This window comes from Streptomyces sp. NBC_01439, assembly GCF_036227605.1.
Lineage (GTDB): Bacteria > Actinomycetota > Actinomycetes > Streptomycetales > Streptomycetaceae > Streptomyces.
The window spans coordinates 2423310-2445334 of sequence record NZ_CP109487.1 but is presented as its reverse complement, the minus strand read 5'-3'; the positions used below and the strand labels follow the sequence as shown (position 1 = coordinate 2445334).

Here is a 22025-nt window from a genome sequence, read left to right as displayed (position 1 = left end):
GAAGAACAGTTGGTGGTGCCGGACGGAGTTGAGCCGGCCCTCACGTCTGCCTCGGCGGGCGGCTGGCCGACGGTGGTCTTGGCGTGGAGCCGGGCCTGGCACCAGCACAGTCGGCAGTAGCCCCACTTCAGCGGCTGGACGCGGCGGCAGCCGACGCAGGTGGCCGTTTTGTGGCTGCGGCCGAACATGTAGCAGGCAGGGCAGAGGCGTCCGCTGAAGTCGCCCCAGGCCAGGCAGCTGTCGCAGGAGTCGGTGGGCTTGCGGTAGCCCTTCGGATACCGGCTCATGTCGGAGGCAGCGACCGGCCATCGCGGCGCTTGGGCACCACGGCGGGCGCGATGGTGCCGGAGCCGACCGCGACTCGACCGGTCTCCTCCTGGCCAGGGCGGTTGACCTTGCCCGGCTCCGGGATCAGCAGGTCTCCGATCTCGCAGCCGAGGACGACGCAGATGACGTCCAGGTCCTCCAGCTTGAGTGAGACCAGCTGCCCGGACCACAGCCCGGACATCTTCCCGGCGGAGATCACCAGGCCGTGCTCCGCGAGGTTTCGCTGAAGCTCGGACGCCTTCCAGATGCCCTTGTTCGCGGCGGTCAGCCGCAGGTTCCACCTCATCGGACCAGTCCTTCCAGCGCTTCGCGGCCCGTTCCATCCCGGTGACCCAGGCGTCCTCGACCCGGGTCTGCTGAACGTGGATATAGCGCATCGTCGTGGCAATCCAGGAGTGTCCCAAGACCTCCTGGATCGCGAGCAAGTCCAGCCCGTTCGAATAGAGTTGGGATGCGCAGAAGTGCCGAAGGACGTGCGGCGTCAGCTTCTCGCCATGTCCCACAGCGGCCGACCGAACCAGGTCCTGATCTGGTCCAGATGCCCGACGTCCCCGCGGATTGTGCCGTCCGCCAGCCCTGCCGAGGCCCGCGCGAGGACGAACCCGGACAGCACGTCGGTCTCGAACCGCTCCAGCTCCTCAAACGATGCCGGCGCCCAGTGCTCACGCAGGTCCCGTACGACTGCCAGTGCCGCCAACCCGAGCCTCCTCGCCTTCATTCCGACTGCCGATCGGTCGGACGAGGTGAGAACGCTTCAGGAATCCCGAAGTTGCGTCACCGGATCACAGAGCGCTCGAAGGAGGAGGAACCCCCTGGCCACAACGGAAAGGACTCCGCAGAGCTCAGGAGAACTCACGGGATGTCGCACATCAGCGGGGCAGGATGCGCAGTACTGCCTCGTGGTCGCCGCTGAGCCGCAGGCCTTGCTGTACTGCGGCGCTCAGATCGAGGTCGCCGAGCAGGGTTGCGGCCAGCAGGTGCGGCGGTCCGGTTAGGGACGCGGTGGGGTGGTCGACCCGGCCGGCGTGTGTGTGCACCGAGCCGTCCTTGACTTCGATGACCAGGTCTTCGTTGCCGTCGGCGTGCAGTTGCAGGGCGATTGCCGGCTGGTCGGGGCGGTGGTCGGTCAGTGCCCGGGCGGGCATGTCCAGCCAGTGGGTGCGGAAGGTGTCGTTGCCGGCCGGCTCACGCAACAGCGGAATTCCCCAGCGGCTCAGCTCCCGCAGCACCGGCTCCAGCTCGCGGCCACGCTCGGTGAGGGAGAACAGGGTGGTGGCCACCGGCGGCGGGGCGGCCTCGCGGTGGATCAGGCCGGCTTCCTCGAGTTCGCGGAGCCGGTCGACCAGCAGGTTGCTGGCGATCCCGGGCAGCCCGTTGCGCAGGTCGGTGTGCCGGCACGGACCCAGGGCGAGTAGCTCACGGACGATCAGCAGGGTCCATCGGTCGCCGACGGCGTCCAGTGTTTTCGCGATGCCGCAGTACTGCCCATAGGTGCGCATGCCGCCACCCTACATGGTGGTTGAGATTCAATACTCTCTTGTTGACTTTCTCAACAAAGCCGGTCTAGCGTCGCTGCCCATGACCACGACCCTTTCCGTACGTCGGCTGGCCTGGGCCGGCGTCGAGATCCGTCTCGGCGACACCCGCCTGCTGATCGACCCGCTCGAGAACGTCGCTCCGCTGGCGCCGGTGATGGGGCCGCCGCACCGGCCGGTCGACCCGGTCGACACCCCGCCCGGCACCCACGCCCTCATCACCCACCTGCACCCCGACCACTACGACCACGACCTGATCGCCCGGATCGCGGCCACCGGCACGATCGGCTGCCACACCCCGAGCGCGGCGGCGCTGCACGAGGCGGGCATCACCCCCGTTGCCCAGGACCTGGGCCGGTCGCGCCGCATCGGAGAGCTGACCGTCACCCCGGTGACCTCGCTGGACTGGCGCGGCAACGACTGTGACCAGGTCGCCTGGGTCGTCGAAGGCGCCGGCCGGCGAGTCATCCACTGCGGCGACACCCAGTGGCACGGCAGCTGGTGGCAGATCGCCCGCGACCACGGCCCGTTCGACGTCGCGTTCGTCCCGGTCAACGGCGTCATCGCCCACTTCGAGGGCTACGCGGCCAACGTCCCGGCGACCATGACCCCCGAGCAGGGCGTCGAGGCCGCCGTCGCACTCGGCGCCGGCACCGTCTGCGCCATGCACTACGGCCTGTTCCACAACCCGCCGTTCTACACCGAACAACCCGACATCGAGCAGCGCTTCCAGCACGCCGCCGACGAGCGCGGCATCACCGCGGCGATCATCGCCGACGGTCAGCCCGTCCTCTGACCATCAGAAACCATCAGGAACAAGGAGCAACACATGAAGATCGTCCTGTTCGGTGCCAGCGGCAACATCGGCCGGCCCACCACCGAGGAACTACTGCGTCGCGGCCACACCGTCACCGCGGTCACCCGAGCCGGCCACGTCGACGGACTCGAGCACAAGGCCCTGACCGTGACCACCGGTGACGTCACGGACGCCGCCGCGGTCGCCGGCCTCGCCACCTCCCACGACGCCGTACTGTCGGCCGTCGGCCCCCGGATCGGCCAGGAGGACGACCGCGCCACGATCGTCGGCGCCGCCCGTGCGCTGATCGACGGACTCCGCCGAGCCGGCGTCACCCGCCTGGTCACCATCGGCGGTGCCGGTAGCCTGCGCACGCCGACCGGCGCCCGGGTCATGGACGACCCGGACTTCCCCGCGCTGTGGAAGGCCAACGCCGAGGCCCAGTCCGAAGCGCTCGACCTCTACCGCGGCGTGCACGACCTCGACTGGACGTACGTGTCGCCCGCCGCGGTCATCGGAGCGGGCGAGCGGACCGGGGCCTACCGCAGCGCCGGGGACACCCTGCTCACCGACGACGACGGCAACAGCCGCATCTCGTACGCCGACTACGCGATCGCCTTGGCCGACACGATCGAGAGCGGCACCGCGATCCGCCGCCGCATCACCGTGGCGTACTGAGCCATGAGCAACGATGCCGCCGGCCGGCACACCCGGTTCATCGTCCTGCTCGCAGCGCTCGTGGCCCTGGGACCACTGTCCATCGACGGCTACCTGCCCGGACTGCCGGACCTTGCCGGCGACCTGCGCGCCAGCGCCGCGGCCACCCAGCTCACCATCACCGCCTGCCTGGCCGGGCTGGCCATCGGGCAGCTGATCGCCGGGCCGCTGAGCGACACCTACGGCCGGCGGCGTCCGTTGCTGGCGGGCCTCGCCCTCTACACGATCGCCAGCGCGCTCTGCGCGGTGGCGCCCGACGTCCGGACCCTCGTCGGCCTACGCCTGGTCCAGGGCATCGGCGGGGCGTTCGGCATCGTCATCGCCAACGCCATGGTCCGCGACCGCACCTCCGGAACCCGCACCGCACGTCTCTTCTCCGCACTGACCTTGATCACCGGCCTGGCGCCGGTGTTCGCGCCGGTCCTCGGCGGCCAGCTACTGCGCGTCACGGCCTGGCCGGGGATCTTCGTGAGCCTGGCCGTACTGGGCGCCGTGATGCTGGCGGCCTCCGCCGCAGGACTGCCGGAGACCCGGTCCTCCGCGTCGCCCCAGCCGCTGCCGGCTGTCGTCGGGCAGCTGCTCAGCGACCGGGTCTTCACCGGGTACGTCCTGGCCAACGGCCTGGTCTTCGCGGCGATGTTCGCCTACATCTCCGGCTCGCCGTTCGTCCTGCAGGAAATCCACGGCCTGTCACCGCAGCAGTACAGCGCCGTGTTCGCCGTCAACGCCGCCGGACTCATTGCGGCCGCCCAGATCAGCGGCCGGCTGGTGGCCCGGGCCGGCGCTCGCGTGCTGCTGCTCGCCGGTCTGCTGGGCGCGACAGCCGGTGGCACCACGGTCCTGGGAGCGGTGCTGACACGGGCACCCCTGCCCGTGCTCCTGATCGGCCTGTTCGTCCTGGTCTCCAGCGTGGGCCTGGTCATGCCGAACGCCGCGGCCCAGGCCCTGGCGGACCACGGCGGACACGCCGGGTCGGCAGCCGCTCTGCTCGGCTTCAGCCAGTTCATGTTCGGCGGGGCACTTGCTCCGCTGGCCGGCGCGGGTGGCGCCACCGACGCCTTGCCGATGGGAATCATCGTCGCCGTGCTGCCGGCGCTCGCCCTGCTCGCATTCGGCGTCCTCACCCGGTCGATGCCCGGTGAGCGCACTCGCAGGCCGGCTCGCCGAGGACCTGCCGGGCACTGGCGACCGCGCCGGCACCGCGATCGCAGGCGGGCCGGCATCCAGTGAATCGGGCCGGCGTCTGGCGAACAGGGTGATTCCGCGATCAGCGTGCCAGACGGCACCCGCGCCATTTGGGTGCCGGCCGGGACCTTGCACGCCCACCAGGCGCACGGTGCACTCGAACTGCACCTGGTCGGGCTGCCCGCGAGCGACAACCCGCTCGGCCTGGACCGGCCGACCGTCCTGGCGGTCGGCCCCCTCCTGCGGGAACTGATCCCCGCCTACGCGCAGGCCCCGAACGCGGCCGTCTGCGGGCCGTGTTGCCCGACCAGCTGCGGGCCTCATCCCAGCAACCCCTGTACCACGCCTTGGTGCTGCTGGCCGAGAACACCCCGGTCGCCACCGTGGCGCACCTGTGCGGCTGGTCGTCCGCCAGCGCGTTCCTCGACGTCTTCCGCCACACTTTCGGCCACACCCCCGGAACCTGTCCGTGCCGATGTGTCGTCACCCTCGAACAGTCCTGACGGGCCCGAAGGCCGGCGGACCGTCCCCGGAGGCCGTGCAGTTGACGAGCTGGGAGTGGATGGCCGGGGACTGCCCGAGCGACGAGCGGCGCACGGTCCACCGAGCGGAACCGTCAAGTGGTGTAGATGGCGGACGCCAGTGGTTCCTCGATGCCGAGGGGAGATTTCCTCCCCCTCATGCAGTACGACCTGCCCTTCACCATGCTCCTCTTCGACAACTCACCCCGTGGAAGGGCCCGGTGGGAGGTGTCGGTTTCCGGCCTGCGCTCCTCCGGGGCGGCGGACCAGGCCCCCGACGTCGCGGCCCTCGTGCGTGCGGCGGGCGCGTACGGGGTCCGCGTGGCGAAGGCCGAGCAGCTCACAGGGGCTTTGGAGGAGGCTTTCCGGCATCGGGGGCCCGTTCGGGCGGACGGGGTGACGGACCTGGCCGCCTTGTGGGTTCCTCCGAAGACCGGCGCCGAAACCGTGGCCGGATTTGCACGGCCCGCCAGCAAGATCGCGTACGGGGGAGACGGCGGCCGTGTGATCCGGATGGCTCGATCCGGCCTCCCCGACCTGCCCGGCCCCCGAGTCCGCAGGAGTGCGGAACCGCCCGGGGGGCATGCATCCCGTAGACCTGTTCGAGAGCAAGGATACCGGAGGGACATCGCCGTGCGGGTGGGGGCGAAGAACGGGAAGCCGTGGGGGAGAGGGAGGCCGGTGCAGCGCGAGCCGTCCGCCGGCGGGGGCGGGGGCGGAGAAGCGGTGGACACGCTGCGGATCACCCGGAGCGTGCGCCGGGCCGACCTGAAGGCGGTCGGCGAAGTCCGCCGGGACCTGCGGGAGTTGATGCGCCACCGGTGCAGGACCGATGCCGCCGAGGTGGCCGAGCTGCTGATCACCGAGCTCGTGACCAACGCGCTCGTCCACACCGACCGAGGCGCGGAGGTGCACGCGAGCCTCGCCGCCACCCGGTTACGGGTGGAGGTCCGGGACTATGCCGCACGCCGGCCCCGACCGTACGTACCGACCGCCGACGACGGTACGCACGGCCGGGGACTCGTGCTGGTGCAGGCGCTCGCCGACAACTGGGGCGTGGACGCGCTCGCCTTGGGCAGCGGCAAGGTGGTGTGGTTCGAGCTCGACGGACGGCACGAGGCGTCGTAGCGCGGGCCGTACGACGCAGGGCCCGCCTGAGGAGGCGGGCCCCGTGGGGTTTCCCCGGACGAGCGGACGGCATCAGCCGAACTGCTGCTCCAGGTCCTTCAGCTTGCGCTCCAGCGAGTCCAGCCGGGGAATGGTCTGGGTGTCGTCCTCGGCGGTGAGGTCCACCATCCGGGTGCCGGTCACGTCAAGGGACTCGGTTCGGTTGACGGCCTGCAGGGAGGGCCGGCGTTGCAGGGGCAGTTGTCCTGATTCCGGTATGGCCGGCTCCGCGCCGACCGGCGCGGAGCCCGCTCCCTGCGTCAGTTCCGGGAGCTCGACCTGGCGGCCGCGCGACCGTCCGAACGCCCGGTTCTGCCGGCCCAGCGCCTTGATGCGTGCCCGGTCCAGCCGGTTCTGATCGCGCCTGCGGTGCCGGTCCTGCTCCCGCTGCTTCTTGTCCTCGCGCACCTCGTCCACGGCCTCGTCGAGGGTGCGTACCCCCTCCAGCAGCATGAGCGACCAGGCGCCGAAGGTCTCCCGGGGGGCCCGCAGCCAGCGGACCATCCGGATCTGCGGCAACGGCCGCGGGATCAGGCCCTGTTCGCGCAGCGCCGCCCGGCGGGTCTGCTTGAGGGCGCGGTCGAAGAGCACGGCCGCCGAGAGCGACATCCCCGCGAAGAACTGCGGGGCCCCGTCGTGGCCCATCCCCCGCGGGGCGTGCACCCAGTTGAACCACGCGGCCGCGCCCGCGAACAGCCAGACGAGCATGCGCGAACCGAGGGCCGCGTCGCCGTGGCTGGCCTCGCGCACGGCGAGCACCGAGCAGAACATCGCGGCGCCGTCGAGGCCGAAGGGGACCAGGTACTCCCATCCCCCGGTGAGGTTGAGGTTCTGTCGGCCGAAGCCGACCAGCCCGTGGAAGGAGAGCGCGGCGGCGACCGCCGCGCAGCAGAACAACAGAACGTACGAAGCGGTCCCGTAGACGGCTTCCTTGCGCCGCCGCCGTTCCTCGCTGCGCTCCCAGCTGTCGTCGGCCGCGGCCTTCTCGCTCTCCCGCCTGCCACGGGCCAGCACCGCAACTGCCGCAAGTACGCCCAGGATCAGCAGGCTGCCGGGCAGCAGCCAGTCCAGCGATATGTCGGTCAGTCTCATGCGGATGTCCCTCGCCTCGCGTGTGCGGCCATGCGGCTGTACGGCTTTCCGGGCGCCATAGTGGCGTAGCCGGTGAGGCGTGCACGCGGGTTTCGGGGCAAGTTGACGCCATCGGGGGGCGGGGCCCGCCGGATAGGGTGTTGTGGTTCGAACTGACGCCCGTGCGGGCTGAGTTGCGTTCGAATACGATCAGTCGTACGGGGTGGGTTCAGGCGGCGGTCGCCGCGAGACGGGCGATCCGGTCGGCGTCACAGGTCCGGGGACAGGTGACACAGGTGTCCTCGGGGCGGATGGTGTAGAAGAAGCAACAGCCGGCCCGGTCCCGGGTGGGCAGCTCCTCACCGGCGGGGCCGGTGAGCGTACGGAATCCCGCGCCGCCCGGGGGCCCCTCCCAGTGGTAGCTGGGGGAGTACGGGGCGGTGGACCTCGGCAGGAGCGCCTCCAGCTCGGCCATGGCCCGCTGCTCCTCGCCGAGCAGGTTGCCGATGTACCAGAGGCCCTCGACGACCTCGTCGGTCACCATGCCCCACAGGGCGCGGCGGCCGCGCCGCATGCGCGGGCCGAAACCTTCCAGCAGCGGCCCGAGGTGCTGGGCCACCGCTGCCCGCACCTCGTCGCGCAGTGCCTCCTCGTCGGGCACGACGCGGGCCCCCGGGAGCGCGGCCGCGGGATCGTCCGGCAGGCAGGCGAATTCCCCGATGTGCACGCTCATCCGGCCCAGCGTCCGGTGGAAGGCCACCTCGGTGACCGGGAGGCGGGGGACCCGCCGGTGCAGGAACCAGGGGAGGGTGATCAGCAGGCAGGCCGGCCACGCATACCGGTGCAGTCCGAAGCCCGCGATCACGTCGGGGCGGGCCTGGGTCCCGTAGTCCCTCAGGACCTGGGCGTTGTCCCAGGCGAGGAAGGCGTCCAGGGCCGGCCCGCCGGCGGCGAGCTCGTCCGCGCCGACCCATCCCACACCGCGAGGGACGGGTTCGTCGGCGGTTCGCTCGATCACCCGCAGCCCGCCGTACGCCTCGGCCAGCCTGGCGAACGCGTCCATCACCGCAGAGCCGGGCGGGGTGGATGTGACAGCCGGAAAGGTCGTGACGGTCATGACGGGCCACCGAATCACAGAATCACACGATCGTTAACAGGTTAGCCTTACCTTACCTGATTCGGATCGATCCGCACCCCTCCCTGCGCGCGCCGTCACTTATTCTCAGGACAGGTCGAGACCCGGAGGAGGACCGCGTGCACGAAACGGCCCAGGCCCGGGTGCCGGCACAAAGGCAGAAGGTGTTGCGCCATTCGGTGCGCGGACAGGTGCTCGACGCGCTGCGCGCGGCCCTGATCGACGGAGAGCTGGTGCCGGGGGAGATCTACTCGGGCCCGGCCCTGGGGGAGCGCTTCGGGGTCTCCGCGACCCCCGTGCGCGAGGCGATGCAGCAGCTGGCCGTGGAGGGGGCGGTGGAGTGCCTCCCCAACCGGGGCTTCCGCGTGCTCTCCCGCACCCCGAAGGAGCTCGCCGAGCTGGCCGAGGTACGGGCACTGCTCGAAGTCCCCGTGATGATCCGGCTGGCCCGCACGGTTCCGGCGGCCACCTGGGAGGCCCTGCGTCCGGCCGCCGCCGCCACGGCCGAGGCGGCGGCGGCCGGTGACCTGCCGGGATACGCGGAAGCGGACCGGGACTTCCACCGGTCGGTGCTGCGGCTGGCCGGCAACGACCAGCTGGTGCAGGTGGCGGAGGAGCTCCACCGCCGGGCCCAGTGGCCCCTGCCGGGCGCTCCGCGGGTGCGCCGGGCCGATCTCGTGGCCGACGCGGCGGAGCACTCGGCCTTGTTGGAGGCCCTGATCGGGCGGGACCTCGCGGTGGTGGAGTCGCTGGTCCGCGAACACTTCGCGGGCTCCCCCGCCTGACCGGACCTCCGCCCGGGACCCCACGCCGCTCCCGGCCCCGCCGGCGTTCGAGGCGCGGGCGCGGAGCGCCGTGCGGGCACCGGAAGCCGCGCCGCAGGCGACGGGGCGCCGGGTGGGTACCGGAAGCTACGTCGCGGGCGACGGGGTCGGGTGGAGCTGGTCCGCCAGCCAGGTGGGGATGCCGCCCAGCAGGTGGAACAGGCGGCGGGCCTCCGCGCGGAGCCGGGTGGCCTCCGGTTCCGGTTCGGCCTCGGCCAGCGCGGCCAGCGCCGGGGCCGTGCCGATCAGGAAGCCCAGGTCCTCCCGGATGCGCAGGGATTCCGCGAAGCCCTTGCGGGCCTCGGCCACCTCCCCGTCCCGCAGGGCCAGCGCGGCCAGGTGCCGCCAGGTGAAGGACAGCAGCAGCGTGTCCCCGTGCGCCTCCGCCCCGGCGTGGGCCCGGTGGTAGGCCGGCCGGGCCGATTGCGGGGCGTCCGCCAGGTGCTCGGCGACGAGCCCCCGCCGGAAGTCCAGCAACGGGCGGGTCCGGGACTCCGGCGACAGCAGGGCCGCGGCCCGGCCCAGCGCGGAGCGGGCCTCGTCGGCCCGGTCGCGTACGCCGAGCACGGTGGCGGCGTACGCCAGCTGGCCCCGTTCGCACGCGGCCGCTCCCCGGTCGTCGTCGTCCTGGGACACCGCCTCGGCGATCCGCAGCGCGTCTTCGGCCTCGGCCCAGCCCTGCCCGGTGAACAGGCACCGTTCCACCAGCAGCGCGGTCCGCTGCACGGCGGCCCCGGCACTGCCGGCCTTGCCGATGTGGGGCGTCAGGAGCGCCGCCGCATCCGTCCAACAGCCGCGCGAGCGCAGCCGCCATATCGCCCGCTGGAGGGGGTCGTCTCCTCCGCTCGTTCCGGCACCCGACATGGCGGTGTCCGCCACATTGCCCTCCCCAAAGCAAGCAAGCAGCACATCGTTGAGCCCTGGGGCGAAATGAGAGCACGGATTCACGGCATCGGCCAAGGGGTTGGGTGAACTCTTTCACAAAGTCCGGACGGATCATCAGCCGCCCCGTGGCCGAACCCCGACGGCCCCGGGACGGATCTCCTCAGCTCATCCGCAGTGCCAGGAAGAAGTCGAGCTTGTCCTCCAGCCGGGACAGGTCCCGACCCGTCAACTGCTCGATTCGTCCGACGCGGTAGCGCAGCGTGTTGACGTGCAGGTGCAACCGCGTCGCGCAGCGGGTCCAGGAGCCGTCGCAGTCCAGGAAGGCCTCCAGCGTGGGGATGAGCTCCGCGCGGTGCCGCCGGTCGTAGTCCCGCAGCGGGTCCAGCAGCCGGGCCGTGAAGGCGCGGCGGACGTCGTCCGGGACGAACGGCAGCAGCAGTACGTGCGAGGCCAGCTCGTGGTGGCCCGCCGCGCAGACCCGGCCCGGGCGCGCCGCGGCCACCCGACGGGCGTGCCGGGCCTCCTCCAGCGCCCCGCGCAGCCCCTCGGCGGAGTGCACGGCCGCGCTGACGCCCAGCGTGAGCCGGCCGTCGTCGGCCAGGCCGGCCGCCAGGGGGTCCCGTACGACGGCGAGCAACTCGTCGGCGTGCAGGGCGGAGTCGGGGCCCTTGTCCTCCCCGGCGTCCCCGGAGAGCGAGGGCAGCGGGACCAGGGCGATGGCCTCGTCACCCGCATGGGCCACGGCGATCCGGTCCGAGGGCTCGGGCCCCGACACGGACGGGTCGACGAGGATCTCCTCGAGCAGCGACTGGGCCACCGGGCCGCCGGGGATGTCCCCGCCCTCCCAGTCCACCCGGGCCACGACGACCTGCCAGTGCGGGGCGGCGCCCAGTCCGGGCAGCAGGACCGGGGCCGCGACCCGCAGGCGGGCGGCGATCTCCGCGGGCGGGGCACCCGTCTGGACCAGTTCGAGGACCTCTTGTGCGAGGCGGCGGCGCACGGTGCGGGCCGCGTCGCGCCGGTCCCGCTCCACGGCGATCAGCTGGGTGACGCCCTGCAGCAGGTCGAGGCGTTCGGCGGGCCAGTCGCCCGCGTCCGCCTCGACGGCCAGCAGCCAGTCCGAGAGCACGGTCTCGCGCACGTCCCGGGCGCCCGGGACGGCGGCCCCGCGCCCGTGTCCCCTGATCGGGAAGAGCGAGTAGGTAATACCCTGGATGGAGATCCGATGCGGCCCCCTGCGGCCCGTCCGGACCGCCGCAAGGTGCTCGCCCGCCAGTGCTGCGCACACGCCCGGCGCCAGCGGCTCGCCCGCCCCGGCGATCTGCCGGCCGGTGGGGGACAGCACCCAGGCCCGGAGGTCGAGGTCGGTGGTGAGCAGATCGAGCACCACGTCGGGGCCGCCACCGGCCGGACCCGAGGTCATCAGCCGGCGGTGTCGGTCGACGACGGCCGCGAGGTCTCCGGCGCGCTCGCCCGAAACCTGCCGGACGACGTACTCGGTGATCGTGGCGAATGCAACGTCCTCGTTCACGGCGAACAGCGGCAGCCGGTTGCGCACACAGGCCGAAACAAGATCATCGGGAATGGCCTGCAGCTCCGCCTCGCCCGCGGCGAGCCCGGCGACGCCCGCGCCCGCCAGGATTCGTACGAATGGCTCGGAGTCGGCTGAATTTCGTCTCCATGCCAGGCCGGTCAAGACGAGTTCGCCCCCCGACAGGTACCGGCTGGGATCCCGTAGGTCGGTCGTCATGACCCCGCGGACCGTCCGGTCGAGTTCACCCTCGCCGCCGAGCAGCCGCAGCCCCAGCGCCTCGGTTTCCAGCAGTGCGCGCAGCCGCATGATGTCGCCGCCGATCTGTCTCGAATGTTGCCGTTGGAAAACGGGCAGGTCGTCGCATCCTGCCTTTCATACGAATCTACAAGACGAGGGAGGCCGTCAGCCAACTCCTTCATGGTTTCAGTGACTGCACCGGGGGGCGAGCTGCTTGTGTACTGGGTCCACACCGCGTTAACAGCACGTGAACGACCAGTCGAGGGCTCTCAGGCCTCCTGGCTTGAAGTAAACGACACGATGAAGAAGAAGAGAGCCGCTCATGGACTTCCTTCGCCCCGCCAGCTGGGAGGAGGCGCTCGCCGCTAAGGCCGAGTTCCCCTCAGCTGTGCCGATTGCGGGTGGCACCGACGTGATGGTCGAGATCAACTTCGACCACCGTCGGCCGGAGTACCTCCTGGACCTGAACCGCATCGGTCTGCTGCGGGAATGGGAGGTCGGCGAGGACGTGGTCCGCCTGGGCGCCTCCGTCCCGTACACCCAGATCATGGAGAACCTCCGCACGGAGCTCCCGGGACTCGCGCTCGCCTCGCACACGGTCGCGTCCCCGCAGATCCGCAACCGCGGCGGTGTCGGCGGCAACCTCGGTTGTGCCTCGCCGGCCGGCGACTCCCACCCCGCGCTGCTCGCGGCGGGCGCCGAGGTCGAGGTGGAATCCGTACGCGGCTCCCGCCTCATCCCGATCGACGAGTTCTACACGGGTGTGAAGCGCAACGCGCTGGCCGCCGACGAGCTCATCAAGACCGTTCACGTCAAGAAGGCGGACGGCCCCCAGCAGTACTCCAAGGTCGGCTCCCGCAACGCGATGGTCATCGCGGTCTGCGCGTTCGGTCTGGCGCTGCACCCCGAGACCCGCACGGTCCGCACCGGCATCGGTTCGGCCGCGCCGACGCCCATCCGGGCGAAGGCCGCCGAGGAGTTCCTGAACGCCGCGCTCGACGAGGGCGGCTTCTGGGAGTCCGGCAAGGTCATCACCCCGTCGATCGCCAAGCAGTTCGGTGACCTCGCCTCCGGCGCGGCCAACCCGATCGACGACGTCCGCGGCACGGCGAAGTACCGCCGTCACGCGGTCGGCATCATGGCTCGCCGCCAGCTCGTCTGGACCTGGGAGCAGTACCGCGGTACCGGCAACGGCCGCTCGCTTGAAGGGGCTGCGTAATCATGCGCGTCAATTTCACGGTCAACGGCCGTCAGCAGGAAGCCGACGACGTGTGGGAGGGCGAGTCCCTCCTCTACGTCCTGCGCGAGCGCCTGGGCCTGCCGGGTTCCAAGAACGCCTGTGAGCAGGGCGAGTGCGGTTCCTGCACCGTCCGTCTGGACGGCGTACCGGTCTGTTCGTGTCTGGTGGCGGCCGGTCAGGTCGAGGGTCGCGACGTCGTGACCGTCGAGGGGCTGGCGGAGTTCTCCAAGCAGCGCGACGAGCACGGCCACGGCGGTGCCTGCGGTACCGGCGGCGGTTGTGGCAGCAAGGGCGTGTCCCTGGACGCGGCCAAGCAGTGGCAGGCGCACGGGCCCGGTCGAGCGGCTGACTCGCAGACCGGCGAGGGCGTGGAACTCTCCACCATCCAGCAGGCGTTCATCGACGCCGGCGCCGTCCAGTGCGGTTTCTGCACCCCGGGTCTGCTGATCCAGGCGGACGCGCTCCTGGAGGAGAACTCCTCCCCGTCCGACCAGGACATCCGTGAGGCCCTGTCCGGCAACCTCTGCCGCTGCACGGGTTACGAGAAGATCCTCGACGCGGTCCGCCTCGCGGCCGCCCGTCAGGGAGAGGCGGTCTGACCATGGCGCAGAACACCCGCACCGTGCCCGCCGGTACGCCGACGAACGTCACCCAGAAGCACAACAAGGGCGGCATCGGCGAATCGATTCTTCGCCCGGACGGAACCCTCAAGGTCACCGGCGAGTTCGCGTACTCCTCGGACATGTGGCACGAGGACATGCTCTGGGGCCAGACGCTGCGCAGCACCGTCGCCCACGCCGAGATCGTCTCCATCGACATCACCGAGGCGCTCGCCATGCCCGGCGTGTACTCGGTGCTGACCTACGACGACCTGCCGGCCGAGATGAAGAACTACGGCCTGGAGATCCAGGACACCCCGGTCCTCGCCAACGGCCGGGTGCGTCACCACGGTGAGCCGGTCGCCCTCGTGGCCGCCGACCACCCGGAGACCGCCCGCCGCGCGGCGGCCAAGATCAAGATCGACTACCGGGAGCTGCCGCTCGTCACGGACGAGGCCTCCGCCCTCGCCCCCGGCGCGCCGCTGATCCACGAGGGCCGCGACGACCACCACATCGGGCACGTCCCGCACCCGAACATCGTGCACCGCCAGCCGATCATCCGCGGCAACGTGGAGGAGGCCCGCAAGCGCGCCGACGTCATCGTCGAGGGCGAGTACACCTTCGGCATGCAGGACCAGGCCTTCCTCGGCCCGGAGTCCGGTCTGGCCGTGCCGTCCGAGGACGGCGGCGTCGAGCTGTACGTCGCCACCCAGTGGCTGCACTCGGACCTCCAGCAGATCGCCCCGGTCCTGGGCCTCCCGCCGGAGAAGGTCCGCATGACGCTCTCGGGCGTCGGCGGCGCCTTCGGCGGCCGCGAGGACATCTCGATGCAGATCCACGCCTGCCTCCTGGCCCTGGCCACCAACAAGCCGGTCAAGATCGTCTACAACCGGTTCGAGTCCTTCTTCGGCCACGTGCACCGCCACCCGGCGAAGCTCTACTACGAGCACGGTGCCACCAAGGACGGCAAGCTCACGCACATGAAGTGCAAGATCGTTCTGGACGGCGGCGCGTACGCCTCCGCCTCCCCGGCGGTCGTGGGCAACGCCTCCTCCCTCTCGGTGGGTCCCTACGTCCTGGAGGACGTGGACATCGAGGCGATCGCGCTCTACACGAACAACCCGCCCTGTGGCGCGATGCGCGGCTTCGGCGCCGTCCAGGCATGCTTCGCCTACGAGGCCCAGATGGACAAGCTCGCCGCGAAGCTGGGCATGGACCCGGTCGAGTTCCGCCAGCTGAACGCCATGGAGCAGGGCACGATCATGCCCACCGGCCAGGTCGTGGACGCCCCGGCGCCGGTCGCCGAGCTGCTGCGCCGGGTCAAGGCCCGCCCGCTGCCGCCCGAGCGCCAGTGGGAGTCCGCCGGCGAGAGCGCGGACGTCCGCGCGCTGCCCGGCGGCCTCTCGAACACCACCCACGGCGAGGGCGTCGTCCGCGGCGTCGGTTACGCGGTCGGCATCAAGAACGTCGGCTTCTCCGAGGGCTTCGACGACTACTCGACCGCCCGCGTACGGCTGGAGGTCATCAACGGCGAGCCCGTCGCGATGGTCCACACGGCCATGGCGGAGGTCGGCCAGGGCGGCATCACCGTCCACACGCAGATCGCCCGTACCGAGCTGGGCGTCACGCAGGTGACCATCCACCCGGCCGACACGCAGGTCGGCTCCGCCGGTTCCACGTCCGCCTCCCGGCAGACGTACATGACCGGTGGCGCCGTGAAGAACACCTGTGAGGCGGTCCGCGAGGCCCTCCTGGAGATCGGCCGCCGCAAGAACGGCTCGTACCACCCGGCGTGGGCCACGGCCGAGCTGCTCCTCGAAGGCGGCAAGGTCGTCACCGACGGCGGCGAGGTCCTCGCGGACATCGCCGACATCCTGGGCGACGAGGCCATCGACCTCGAGCTGGAGTTCCGGCACGCGCCGACCGAGCCCTTCGACCTGGTCACCGGCCAGGGCAACGGCCACGTCCAGTACACCTTCGCCGCGCACCGCGCGGTCGTCGAGGTGGACACCGAGCTCGGCCTGGTCAAGGTCGTCGAGCTGGCGACCGCGCAGGACGTCGGCAAGGCCCTCAACATGCTTTCCGTGGTCGGCCAGATCCAGGGTGGTACCACCCAGGGCCTCGGCGTCGCGATCATGGAAGAGATCATCGTGGACCCGAAGACCGCGAAGGTGCGCAACCCCTCCTTCACGGACTACCTGATCCCGACCATCCTGGACACCCCGACCATCCCGGTCGACGTCCTGGAGCTCGCCGACCCGAAGGCCCCCTACGGCCTGCGCGGCATGGGCGAGGCCCCGACCCTCTCGTCCACCCCGGCCGTCATCGCGGCGATCCGGCAGGCGACGGGTCTGGAGATCAACAAGACGCCGATCCGTCCGGAAGCCCTGACCGGGACCCTCTAGGACGGCGTGGTCCGGGGGCCGCGAGGCCCCCGGACCCCCTCAGACTCTCCGGGCGGTGTGCATGGGAACGTCACACTTCGCGCCACACCGTCCGGAGGACGTACGAAGCACCGCACCGCTCGCGGTCCCTTCACCCGGCAGTACCCCTGCAAGAACCCCCGTGGTACCAGCGGTCACCCCCGCACTACCCGCAGTAAACGCAGTGAACATTCGCGTCGCCTCGGGCCGTCACCCCGGGTCGTGCAGCCAAACGCAGCATCCCAAATCCCGCGTCTCCAATCTCCAAGCGGGTGCCCCTTTGAACCTTGGGAGTTAGGCACCATGACCCAGTCGTCAGTAGAGCCCAAGACCACCGCGGAGGAAGCCGGCGACGGCTCTCAGCCGCCCGCCGGACGGTCCTGGCTCGACCGCTATTTCCATATAACGCACAGAGGCTCAAATGTCGGCAACGAGGTTCGTGGCGGCATCACGACCTTCATGGCGATGGCGTACATCCTCCTGCTCAACCCCCTGCTCCTGTCGGGCAAGGACGTCGCCGGCACGGTCATGGACGGGTCGGCGATCATCACCGCCACCGCGTTCGCCGCAGCCGTCACCACGCTCCTGATGGGCTTCGTCGGCAAGGTGCCGCTCGCCCTCGCCGCGGGTCTGTCCGTGTCCGGCGTGCTGGCCTCGCAGGTGGCCCCCCAGATGACCTGGCCGCAGGCCATGGGCATGTGTGTGGTCTACGGTGTCGTGATCTGTCTCCTGGTCGTCACCGGCCTCCGAGAGATGATCATGAACGCGATCCCCCTCGCGCTCAAGCACGCGATCACCATGGGCATCGGCCTCTTCGTCGCCCTGATCGGCTTCGTCAAGGCCGGTTTCGTCGGCAAGGGCCCGGAGTTCGGTCCCCCCGTCCAGCTCGGCGCCGTCGGTGAGCTGTCCGGCTGGCCCGTGCTGCTCTTCTGCATCACCCTGGTCGCCATCTTCATGCTCCAGGCCCGCAAGGTGCCCGGCGCCATCCTGATCGGCATCGTCGGCGGCACCGTCCTGGCCGCGATCCTCAACGCCATCGTGGACATCGACCCGAAGGCCTGGAAGAACGGCCCGCCGGAGCTCGACGGCTCCGCAGTCTCGATGCCGAACTTCTCGCTCTTCGGCGACGTCTCCTTCGGCGGCTGGGGCGACGTCGGCTACATGACGGTCGGCATGATCGTCTTCACGCTGGTGCTCGCCGGCTTCTTCGACGCCATGGCCACCATCATCGGTGTCGGTACCGAGGCCAAGCTGGCCGACGACAAGGGCCGCATGCCGGGCCTGTCCAAGGCGCTCTTCATCGACGGCGCCGGTGGCGCCATCGGTGGCGTCGCGGGCGGCTCCGGCCAGACCGTGTTCGTCGAGTCCGCGACCGGCGTTGGCGAGGGTGCCCGCACGGGTCTCGCCTCCGTGGTCACCGGCCTGTTCTTCGCCGCCTGCCTCTTCTTCACCCCGCTCACGCAGATCGTCCCGGGTGAGGTCGCCTCCGCGGCGCTGGTCGTCATCGGCGCGATGATGATGCAGAACGCCCGCCACGTGGACTGGGCCGACAGCGCGACCGCGATCCCGGTCTTCCTGACCGTCGTGATCATGCCGTTCACGTACTCGATCACGGCCGGCGTCGCCGCCGGTGTGATCTCCTACGTCGCCATCAAGATCGCTCAGGGCAAGGCCCGGGAGATCGGTGGCTTCATGTGGGCGCTGACCGGGATCTTCCTGGTGTTCTTCGCCCTGAACCCGATCGAGCACTGGCTCGGGGTCGGCTGACCCCGAACCGCCTGATCATCACGTACCCGCACCTCCACGTATCCGATGCACGCATCAGATCCACGTATCAGATACTGGAACCGAACCTCTCCGAGGAGGCCCCCATGCTGGACATCGCCGAAGAGCTGAACCGGTGGGTCGAGCAGGGGCGTGACTTCGCCGTCGCCACCGTCGTGGCGGTCGGCGGGAGCGCGCCCCGCCAGCCCGGGGCCGCTCTCGCCGTCGACAGCGAGGGCACGGCCATCGGCTCGGTCTCCGGCGGATGCGTGGAAGGTGCGGTGTACGAGCTGTGCCGGCAGGCGCTGGAGGACGGCGAAACCGTCCACGAGCGCTTCGGGTACAGCGACGACGATGCCTTCGCCGTAGGCCTGACCTGCGGCGGAATCATCGACATCCTGGTCACCCCGGTCCGCGTGGGCTCTCCCGCCCGGGAGGCCTTCGCGGCCGGGCTGGCCGCCGCGGCCCGCGGCGAGGCCGCTGCGGTGGCCCGCATCGCGCAGGGCCCGGCCGAGCTCATGGGCCGCGCCGTGTTCGTCCGTACCGAAGGCGCCCACCAGGGCGGTCTCGGCGGACACCCGGAGCTGGACCGCACCATCGCCGAGGAGGCCCGCGCCATGCTCGACGCGGGCCGGACCGGCGTGCTGGAGATCGGCGCCGACGGCAGGCTCTGCGGAGAGCCGCTGAAGGTGCTGGTCGAGTCCAGCGTCCCGCCCCCGCGGATGATCGTCTTCGGTGCCATCGACTTCGCCTCCGCCCTCGTGCGGATCGGCAAGTTCCTCGGCTACCGGGTGACGGTGTGCGACGCGCGGCCCGTCTTCGCGACGAAGACCCGTTTCCCCGAGGCGGACGAGATCGTCGTCGACTGGCCCCACCGCTACCTGGAGACCACGGCCGTGGACGGCCGGACGGTCCTGTGCGTGCTCACCCACGACGCCAAGTTCGACGTCCCGCTCCTCGAACTGGCGCTCAAGCTGCCCGTCGCCTACGTCGGCGCCATGGGCTCCCGCCGCACCCACGAGGACCGCAACGAGCGACTGCGGGCGGTCGGGGTGACCGAGCTCGAACTGGCCCGGCTGCGTTCCCCGATCGGCCTGGACCTCGGCGCCCGCTCCCCGGAGGAGACCGCGCTGTCCATCGCCGCCGAGATCGTCGCGAACCGCCGCGGCGGCACCGGCGCGGCCCTGACCGGCGCGCACGTCCCGATCCACCCGGACGTCTCGCACACGATGCTCGACCGGATCGTTTCCGTCGCTTGAAGGCACGACGGTCGGACGGGGGAAACGTGACGACCGGACGTGAAGGAGGGACGTGAGGAAAGGGCGCACCCCGTGGGGGTTGCGCCCTGGTGTCGTTCCCCCTATTTTACCCGCCGGTAATAGGAGGCACCCTCTCCATCCCTTCCCCGTAGCGGAGTTGAGCGGATGTTGCGTACCGTGCGAACCCTGGGCCTGCTGGCCGCGGCCACCTTGCTCACCGCCTTCACACCGGCCCCGTCCGGTCCCGCTCCGGGCTCCGGTCCCGCCGGCGGCCTGCGCGAGGTGCTCTTCGTCGGGAACAACTGGGAGGGGACCGCCGACGTCCTCGCCTCCACCGGCGACCTCGCCAAGGTCGGCCGGATCGACGTGGTCCCCGACAAGGCCGAGCGGCTGCGGGAGATCTACCTCAACCCGGTGAAGCTCGCCTTCTTCCTCGGCATCCGGGAGAGCGCGGGCGAGGGGCACGACCAGTTCGTCGACGACATGTACACCACCCCGGACGGCTCCGCGGTCGTCGTCTCCCGACCCAGCTTCGCCGACGTCGTCTCCATCGACGTGGCCTCCGGACGCGTCAACTGGCGCTTCCCGGTGTCCGGGTACCGCTCCGACCACATGGCGGTCTCGCCGGACGGGACCCGCGTCGCCGTCTCGGCCTCCACCTCCAACACCGTGCACGTCCTGGACATCACCACCGGACGACACGTCGGCTCCTTCGGCACCGGCGACAAGCCGCACGAGAACACCTTCACCCGCGACGGCCGCTTCCTGTGGAACAGCTCCATCGGCGAAGTGAACACCGCCCTGGACGCGCCCTGGCTGGACTGGACGAAGGGCGACCGCAAGATCACCGTGGTCGACGCGCAGACCTTCCGCACGGTCCGGGTGATCGACATGCGGGAGCGGCTGGACGCCTTCGGCCGCCGCGACCTGTCCGACGCCGTCCGCCCGGTGTCCTTCAGCCCCGACGAGTCGAAGCTCTACTTCCAGGTGTCCTTCTTCAACGGCTTCCTGGAGTACGACGTCCCCTCCGACCGGATCACCCGCCTCAAGACCCTCCCCATGAACCCCGCCACCAGCACCGACCGCACCACCTGGGTCAACGACTCCCGCCACCACGGCATGTCCATGAGCCCCGACGGGGCGAAGCTCTGCATCGCGGGCACCATGGACGACTACGCGACCGTCGTGGACCGCGCCACCCTCGCCGAAGGCCCGCTCGTGCCCGCCGCCAAGCCGTACTGGGCCACGGTCTCCGGCGACGGCAGCGCCTGCGTGATCTCCGAGAGCGGCGCCGACCGGGTCACGGCCATCGACTTCGCCACCGGCACCAAGCGGGTCTCCGTCCCCGTCGGGGACCACCCGCAGCGCGTCCGGCTCGGCCGCGTCCCGGCCGCCTGGACCGGTCCCGCCGCACGGTAGTCCGCAGGGGCTTTCGCGCACCGGCCGCAGGCCCGCGCACCGGCCGGACGTGCCGGACCGGCCAATATGAGGTGACCGGTCCGGCGATGACCGATTAGTCTCGCGATCATGGTGGACATCCGCGAGGTACCCGAGTCCGACATCGACCGCGCTCTGGAGCTCGCCTACCTGGTCTTCCACGACCGGCCCGAGAAGGAGGTCCGGGAGAAACACCACGCGCTCCTCGCGCGTTGCGACCGGATCGGCGCCTACGACGGCACGGCCCTGGCCGGCTTCATGGCCGCGTACGACTTCCGGCTCTCGGTGCCCGGGGCGGACCTGCCCTGCCCCGGGCTCACCTTCGTCGGAGTCGCCCCCACCCACCGCCGGCGCGGCGTGCTCACCGCCCTGATGGGCGAGATGCTGCGGCGGACCGCCGACGTGGGCAGTCCGCTCGCCGCCCTCTGGGCCTCCGAGGCCGCGATCTACGGCCGCTTCGGCTACGGCAGCGCCACGACCGGCGTCACCGTCGAGATCGACTCCACCCGTCCGCTGGCCCTGCGCATCGACCCGGACCGGCGCCCGCTGCGGCTCGTCGACCCGGAGGAGGCCGTCGCCGTCATCGGGCCCTTCCACGAGGCCGCCCGGGCCGGGCGGGCCGGCCGTCCCACCCGCAGCGCGCAGCGCTGGTCCGAGGAGTGGCTGGCCGAACAGGACGAGGAGGACGAGGAGTTGGGCCCGCCCCGGATCATCGTCCTGGGAGAAGCGGACCGGCCGATCGCCGGGTACGTGCTCTACCGCACCAAGCCGGAGGACGACGGCGGCGGGGTCGGCCGGACCCGGGTGCCGGGCCTGGTCCGGGTGGACGAACTGGAGGCCGACACCCCGGCGGTCGCCGCCGCGCTGTGGGAGTGCGTGGCCTCCCTCGACCTCACCGGCAGGGTCCGCGCGTGGGGCCGCCCGGTCGACGACCCGCTGCTGCACTTCGCCGCGGACCGGGACCAGGTGCGGGTCACCGCCCAGTTCCCGGCGCTCTGGCTGCGCCTGGTCGACGTACGCGCGGCGCTGACGCGGCGGTCCTGGGCCGCGCCGGTGGACGTGGTGCTGGAGGTGCACGACGCGCGGATGCCCGACAACGCCGGGCGGTTCCGGCTGGCGGCCGGGCCGGGCGGAGCCGCGTACGAGCACGCGGACCGCGCCGCCGACCTGGCCCTGGACGTACGCGAACTGGCCGCCTGCTACCTCGGCGGGACCCGGGTCGAAGAACTCGTCGCGGCCGGGCTGGTACGGGAGCACACGCCCGGCGCGGCGGCGGCGCTGGACGCGGCCCTGCGCACGGCCGTACTGCCGCACACGGGCGACGAGTTCTGACGCACGGCCGGGCCGGCGGGGCGTGCCGCGCGCCGCC

At 71.3% G+C, this 22025-nt stretch carries 19 protein-coding genes and 3 pseudogenes; 14 read left to right on the top strand and 8 right to left on the bottom strand.

The annotated features are described in order from the left end of the window. Nucleotides 1-283: 283 nt before the first annotated feature. The 4 genes and pseudogenes from OG207_RS10690 to OG207_RS10675 all read right to left on the bottom strand — a co-directional run bounded on the left by OG207_RS10690 (nt 284) and on the right by OG207_RS10675 (nt 1826). Nucleotides 284-613: a helix-turn-helix domain-containing protein gene (locus tag OG207_RS10690; protein ID WP_329098031.1), complete on the bottom strand. Its 330-nt coding sequence runs from the start codon at nt 611-613 to the stop codon at nt 284-286. A 127-nt stretch (nt 614-740) separates the two neighbouring features. Next, nucleotides 741-830: pseudogene (locus OG207_RS10685) on the bottom strand (tyrosine-type recombinase/integrase); the annotation flags it as partial. After that, nucleotides 809-1024: a hypothetical protein gene (locus tag OG207_RS10680; RefSeq protein ID WP_329098029.1), complete on the bottom strand. Its 216-nt coding sequence runs from the start codon at nt 1022-1024 to the stop codon at nt 809-811. The gene OG207_RS10680 and the pseudogene OG207_RS10685, both read right to left, overlap by 22 nt. A 172-nt stretch (nt 1025-1196) precedes the next feature. Next, nucleotides 1197-1826 carry a helix-turn-helix domain-containing protein gene (locus tag OG207_RS10675; protein WP_329098027.1) on the bottom strand — a complete coding sequence of 210 codons (630 nt, stop codon included), beginning with the start codon at nt 1824-1826 and terminating at the stop codon, nt 1197-1199. Nucleotides 1827-1905: 79 nt separating this feature from the next. Here OG207_RS10675 and OG207_RS10670 point away from each other — a divergent pair, with 79 nt between their 5' ends. From OG207_RS10670 to OG207_RS10650, 6 genes and pseudogenes are all read left to right on the top strand, one after another. Beyond that, entirely contained in the window at nt 1906-2658 is a 753-nt protein-coding gene (locus OG207_RS10670) for an MBL fold metallo-hydrolase (protein ID WP_329098025.1), read from the top strand. A 33-nt stretch (nt 2659-2691) separates the two neighbouring features. Next, entirely contained in the window at nt 2692-3336 is a 645-nt protein-coding gene (locus OG207_RS10665) for an NAD(P)-dependent oxidoreductase (RefSeq protein ID WP_329098023.1), read from the top strand. 3 nt (nt 3337-3339) lie between these two features. Beyond that, the gene (locus OG207_RS10660) at nt 3340-4605 is read left to right on the top strand and encodes a multidrug effflux MFS transporter (RefSeq protein WP_329098020.1); all 1266 of its coding nucleotides are present in this window, start codon (nt 3340-3342) and stop codon (nt 4603-4605) included. Nucleotides 4606-4647: 42 nt separating this feature from the next. Beyond that, nucleotides 4648-5063: pseudogene (locus OG207_RS10655) on the top strand (AraC family transcriptional regulator); the annotation flags it as partial. Nucleotides 5064-5189: 126 nt separating this feature from the next. Then, nucleotides 5190-5453 (top strand): annotated as a pseudogene (locus OG207_RS44060) (thiamine pyrophosphate-dependent enzyme); the annotation flags it as partial. A 309-nt stretch (nt 5454-5762) separates the two neighbouring features. Next, nucleotides 5763-6209 (top strand): ATP-binding protein, encoded by a 447-nt coding sequence (locus OG207_RS10650; protein ID WP_402694673.1) that lies wholly within the window; start codon nt 5763-5765, stop codon nt 6207-6209. A gap of 72 nt (nt 6210-6281) precedes the next feature. On the opposite strand, the gene OG207_RS10645 is transcribed toward OG207_RS10650, so the two are convergent. After that, nucleotides 6282-7340 carry a DUF2637 domain-containing protein gene (locus OG207_RS10645; protein ID WP_329098018.1) on the bottom strand — a complete coding sequence of 353 codons (1059 nt, stop codon included), beginning with the start codon at nt 7338-7340 and terminating at the stop codon, nt 6282-6284. 208 nt (nt 7341-7548) lie between these two features. Next, entirely contained in the window at nt 7549-8436 is an 888-nt protein-coding gene (locus tag OG207_RS10640; RefSeq protein WP_329098017.1) for a (2Fe-2S)-binding protein, read from the bottom strand. A 137-nt stretch (nt 8437-8573) separates the two neighbouring features. Between OG207_RS10640 and OG207_RS10635 the strand changes: the two genes are divergently transcribed. After that, complete coding sequence (locus tag OG207_RS10635) at nt 8574-9239, top strand: GntR family transcriptional regulator (RefSeq protein ID WP_329098015.1); 666 nt, start codon at nt 8574-8576, stop codon at nt 9237-9239. A 126-nt stretch (nt 9240-9365) separates the two neighbouring features. Here the strand turns inward: OG207_RS10635 and OG207_RS10630 are convergent, their stop codons facing one another. Together OG207_RS10630 and OG207_RS10625 are read right to left on the bottom strand one after the other, a co-directional pair. Then, nucleotides 9366-10142 carry a hypothetical protein gene (locus tag OG207_RS10630; protein WP_329107533.1) on the bottom strand — a complete coding sequence of 259 codons (777 nt, stop codon included), beginning with the start codon at nt 10140-10142 and terminating at the stop codon, nt 9366-9368. A gap of 181 nt (nt 10143-10323) precedes the next feature. Continuing rightward, nucleotides 10324-12003 carry a helix-turn-helix domain-containing protein gene (locus OG207_RS10625; protein ID WP_329098013.1) on the bottom strand — a complete coding sequence of 560 codons (1680 nt, stop codon included), beginning with the start codon at nt 12001-12003 and terminating at the stop codon, nt 10324-10326. A gap of 253 nt (nt 12004-12256) precedes the next feature. Here OG207_RS10625 and OG207_RS10620 point away from each other — a divergent pair, with 253 nt between their 5' ends. From OG207_RS10620 to OG207_RS10590, 7 genes are all read left to right on the top strand, one after another. Further along, the gene (locus OG207_RS10620; RefSeq protein WP_329098012.1) at nt 12257-13153 is read left to right on the top strand and encodes an FAD binding domain-containing protein; all 897 of its coding nucleotides are present in this window, start codon (nt 12257-12259) and stop codon (nt 13151-13153) included. A gap of 2 nt (nt 13154-13155) precedes the next feature. After that, nucleotides 13156-13773 carry a (2Fe-2S)-binding protein gene (locus OG207_RS10615; protein ID WP_328788163.1) on the top strand — a complete coding sequence of 206 codons (618 nt, stop codon included), beginning with the start codon at nt 13156-13158 and terminating at the stop codon, nt 13771-13773. Between the two features lie 2 nt (nt 13774-13775). Next, on the top strand, nt 13776-16178 hold the full coding sequence (pucD, locus tag OG207_RS10610) for a xanthine dehydrogenase subunit D (RefSeq protein WP_329098010.1): 2403 nt from the start codon (nt 13776-13778) through the stop codon (nt 16176-16178). A gap of 321 nt (nt 16179-16499) precedes the next feature. Next, nucleotides 16500-17963 carry an NCS2 family permease gene (locus OG207_RS10605; RefSeq protein WP_329098008.1) on the top strand — a complete coding sequence of 488 codons (1464 nt, stop codon included), beginning with the start codon at nt 16500-16502 and terminating at the stop codon, nt 17961-17963. 104 nt (nt 17964-18067) lie between these two features. Continuing rightward, entirely contained in the window at nt 18068-19219 is a 1152-nt protein-coding gene (locus OG207_RS10600) for an XdhC family protein (RefSeq protein WP_329098006.1), read from the top strand. Nucleotides 19220-19384: 165 nt separating this feature from the next. After that, nucleotides 19385-20638: a YncE family protein gene (locus OG207_RS10595; protein ID WP_329098004.1), complete on the top strand. Its 1254-nt coding sequence runs from the start codon at nt 19385-19387 to the stop codon at nt 20636-20638. A 108-nt stretch (nt 20639-20746) separates the two neighbouring features. Next, a complete protein-coding gene (locus OG207_RS10590) occupies nt 20747-21988 on the top strand; it encodes a GNAT family N-acetyltransferase (RefSeq protein ID WP_329098003.1) in 1242 nt (413 codons plus the stop codon). Nucleotides 21989-22025: the final 37 nt, after the last annotated feature.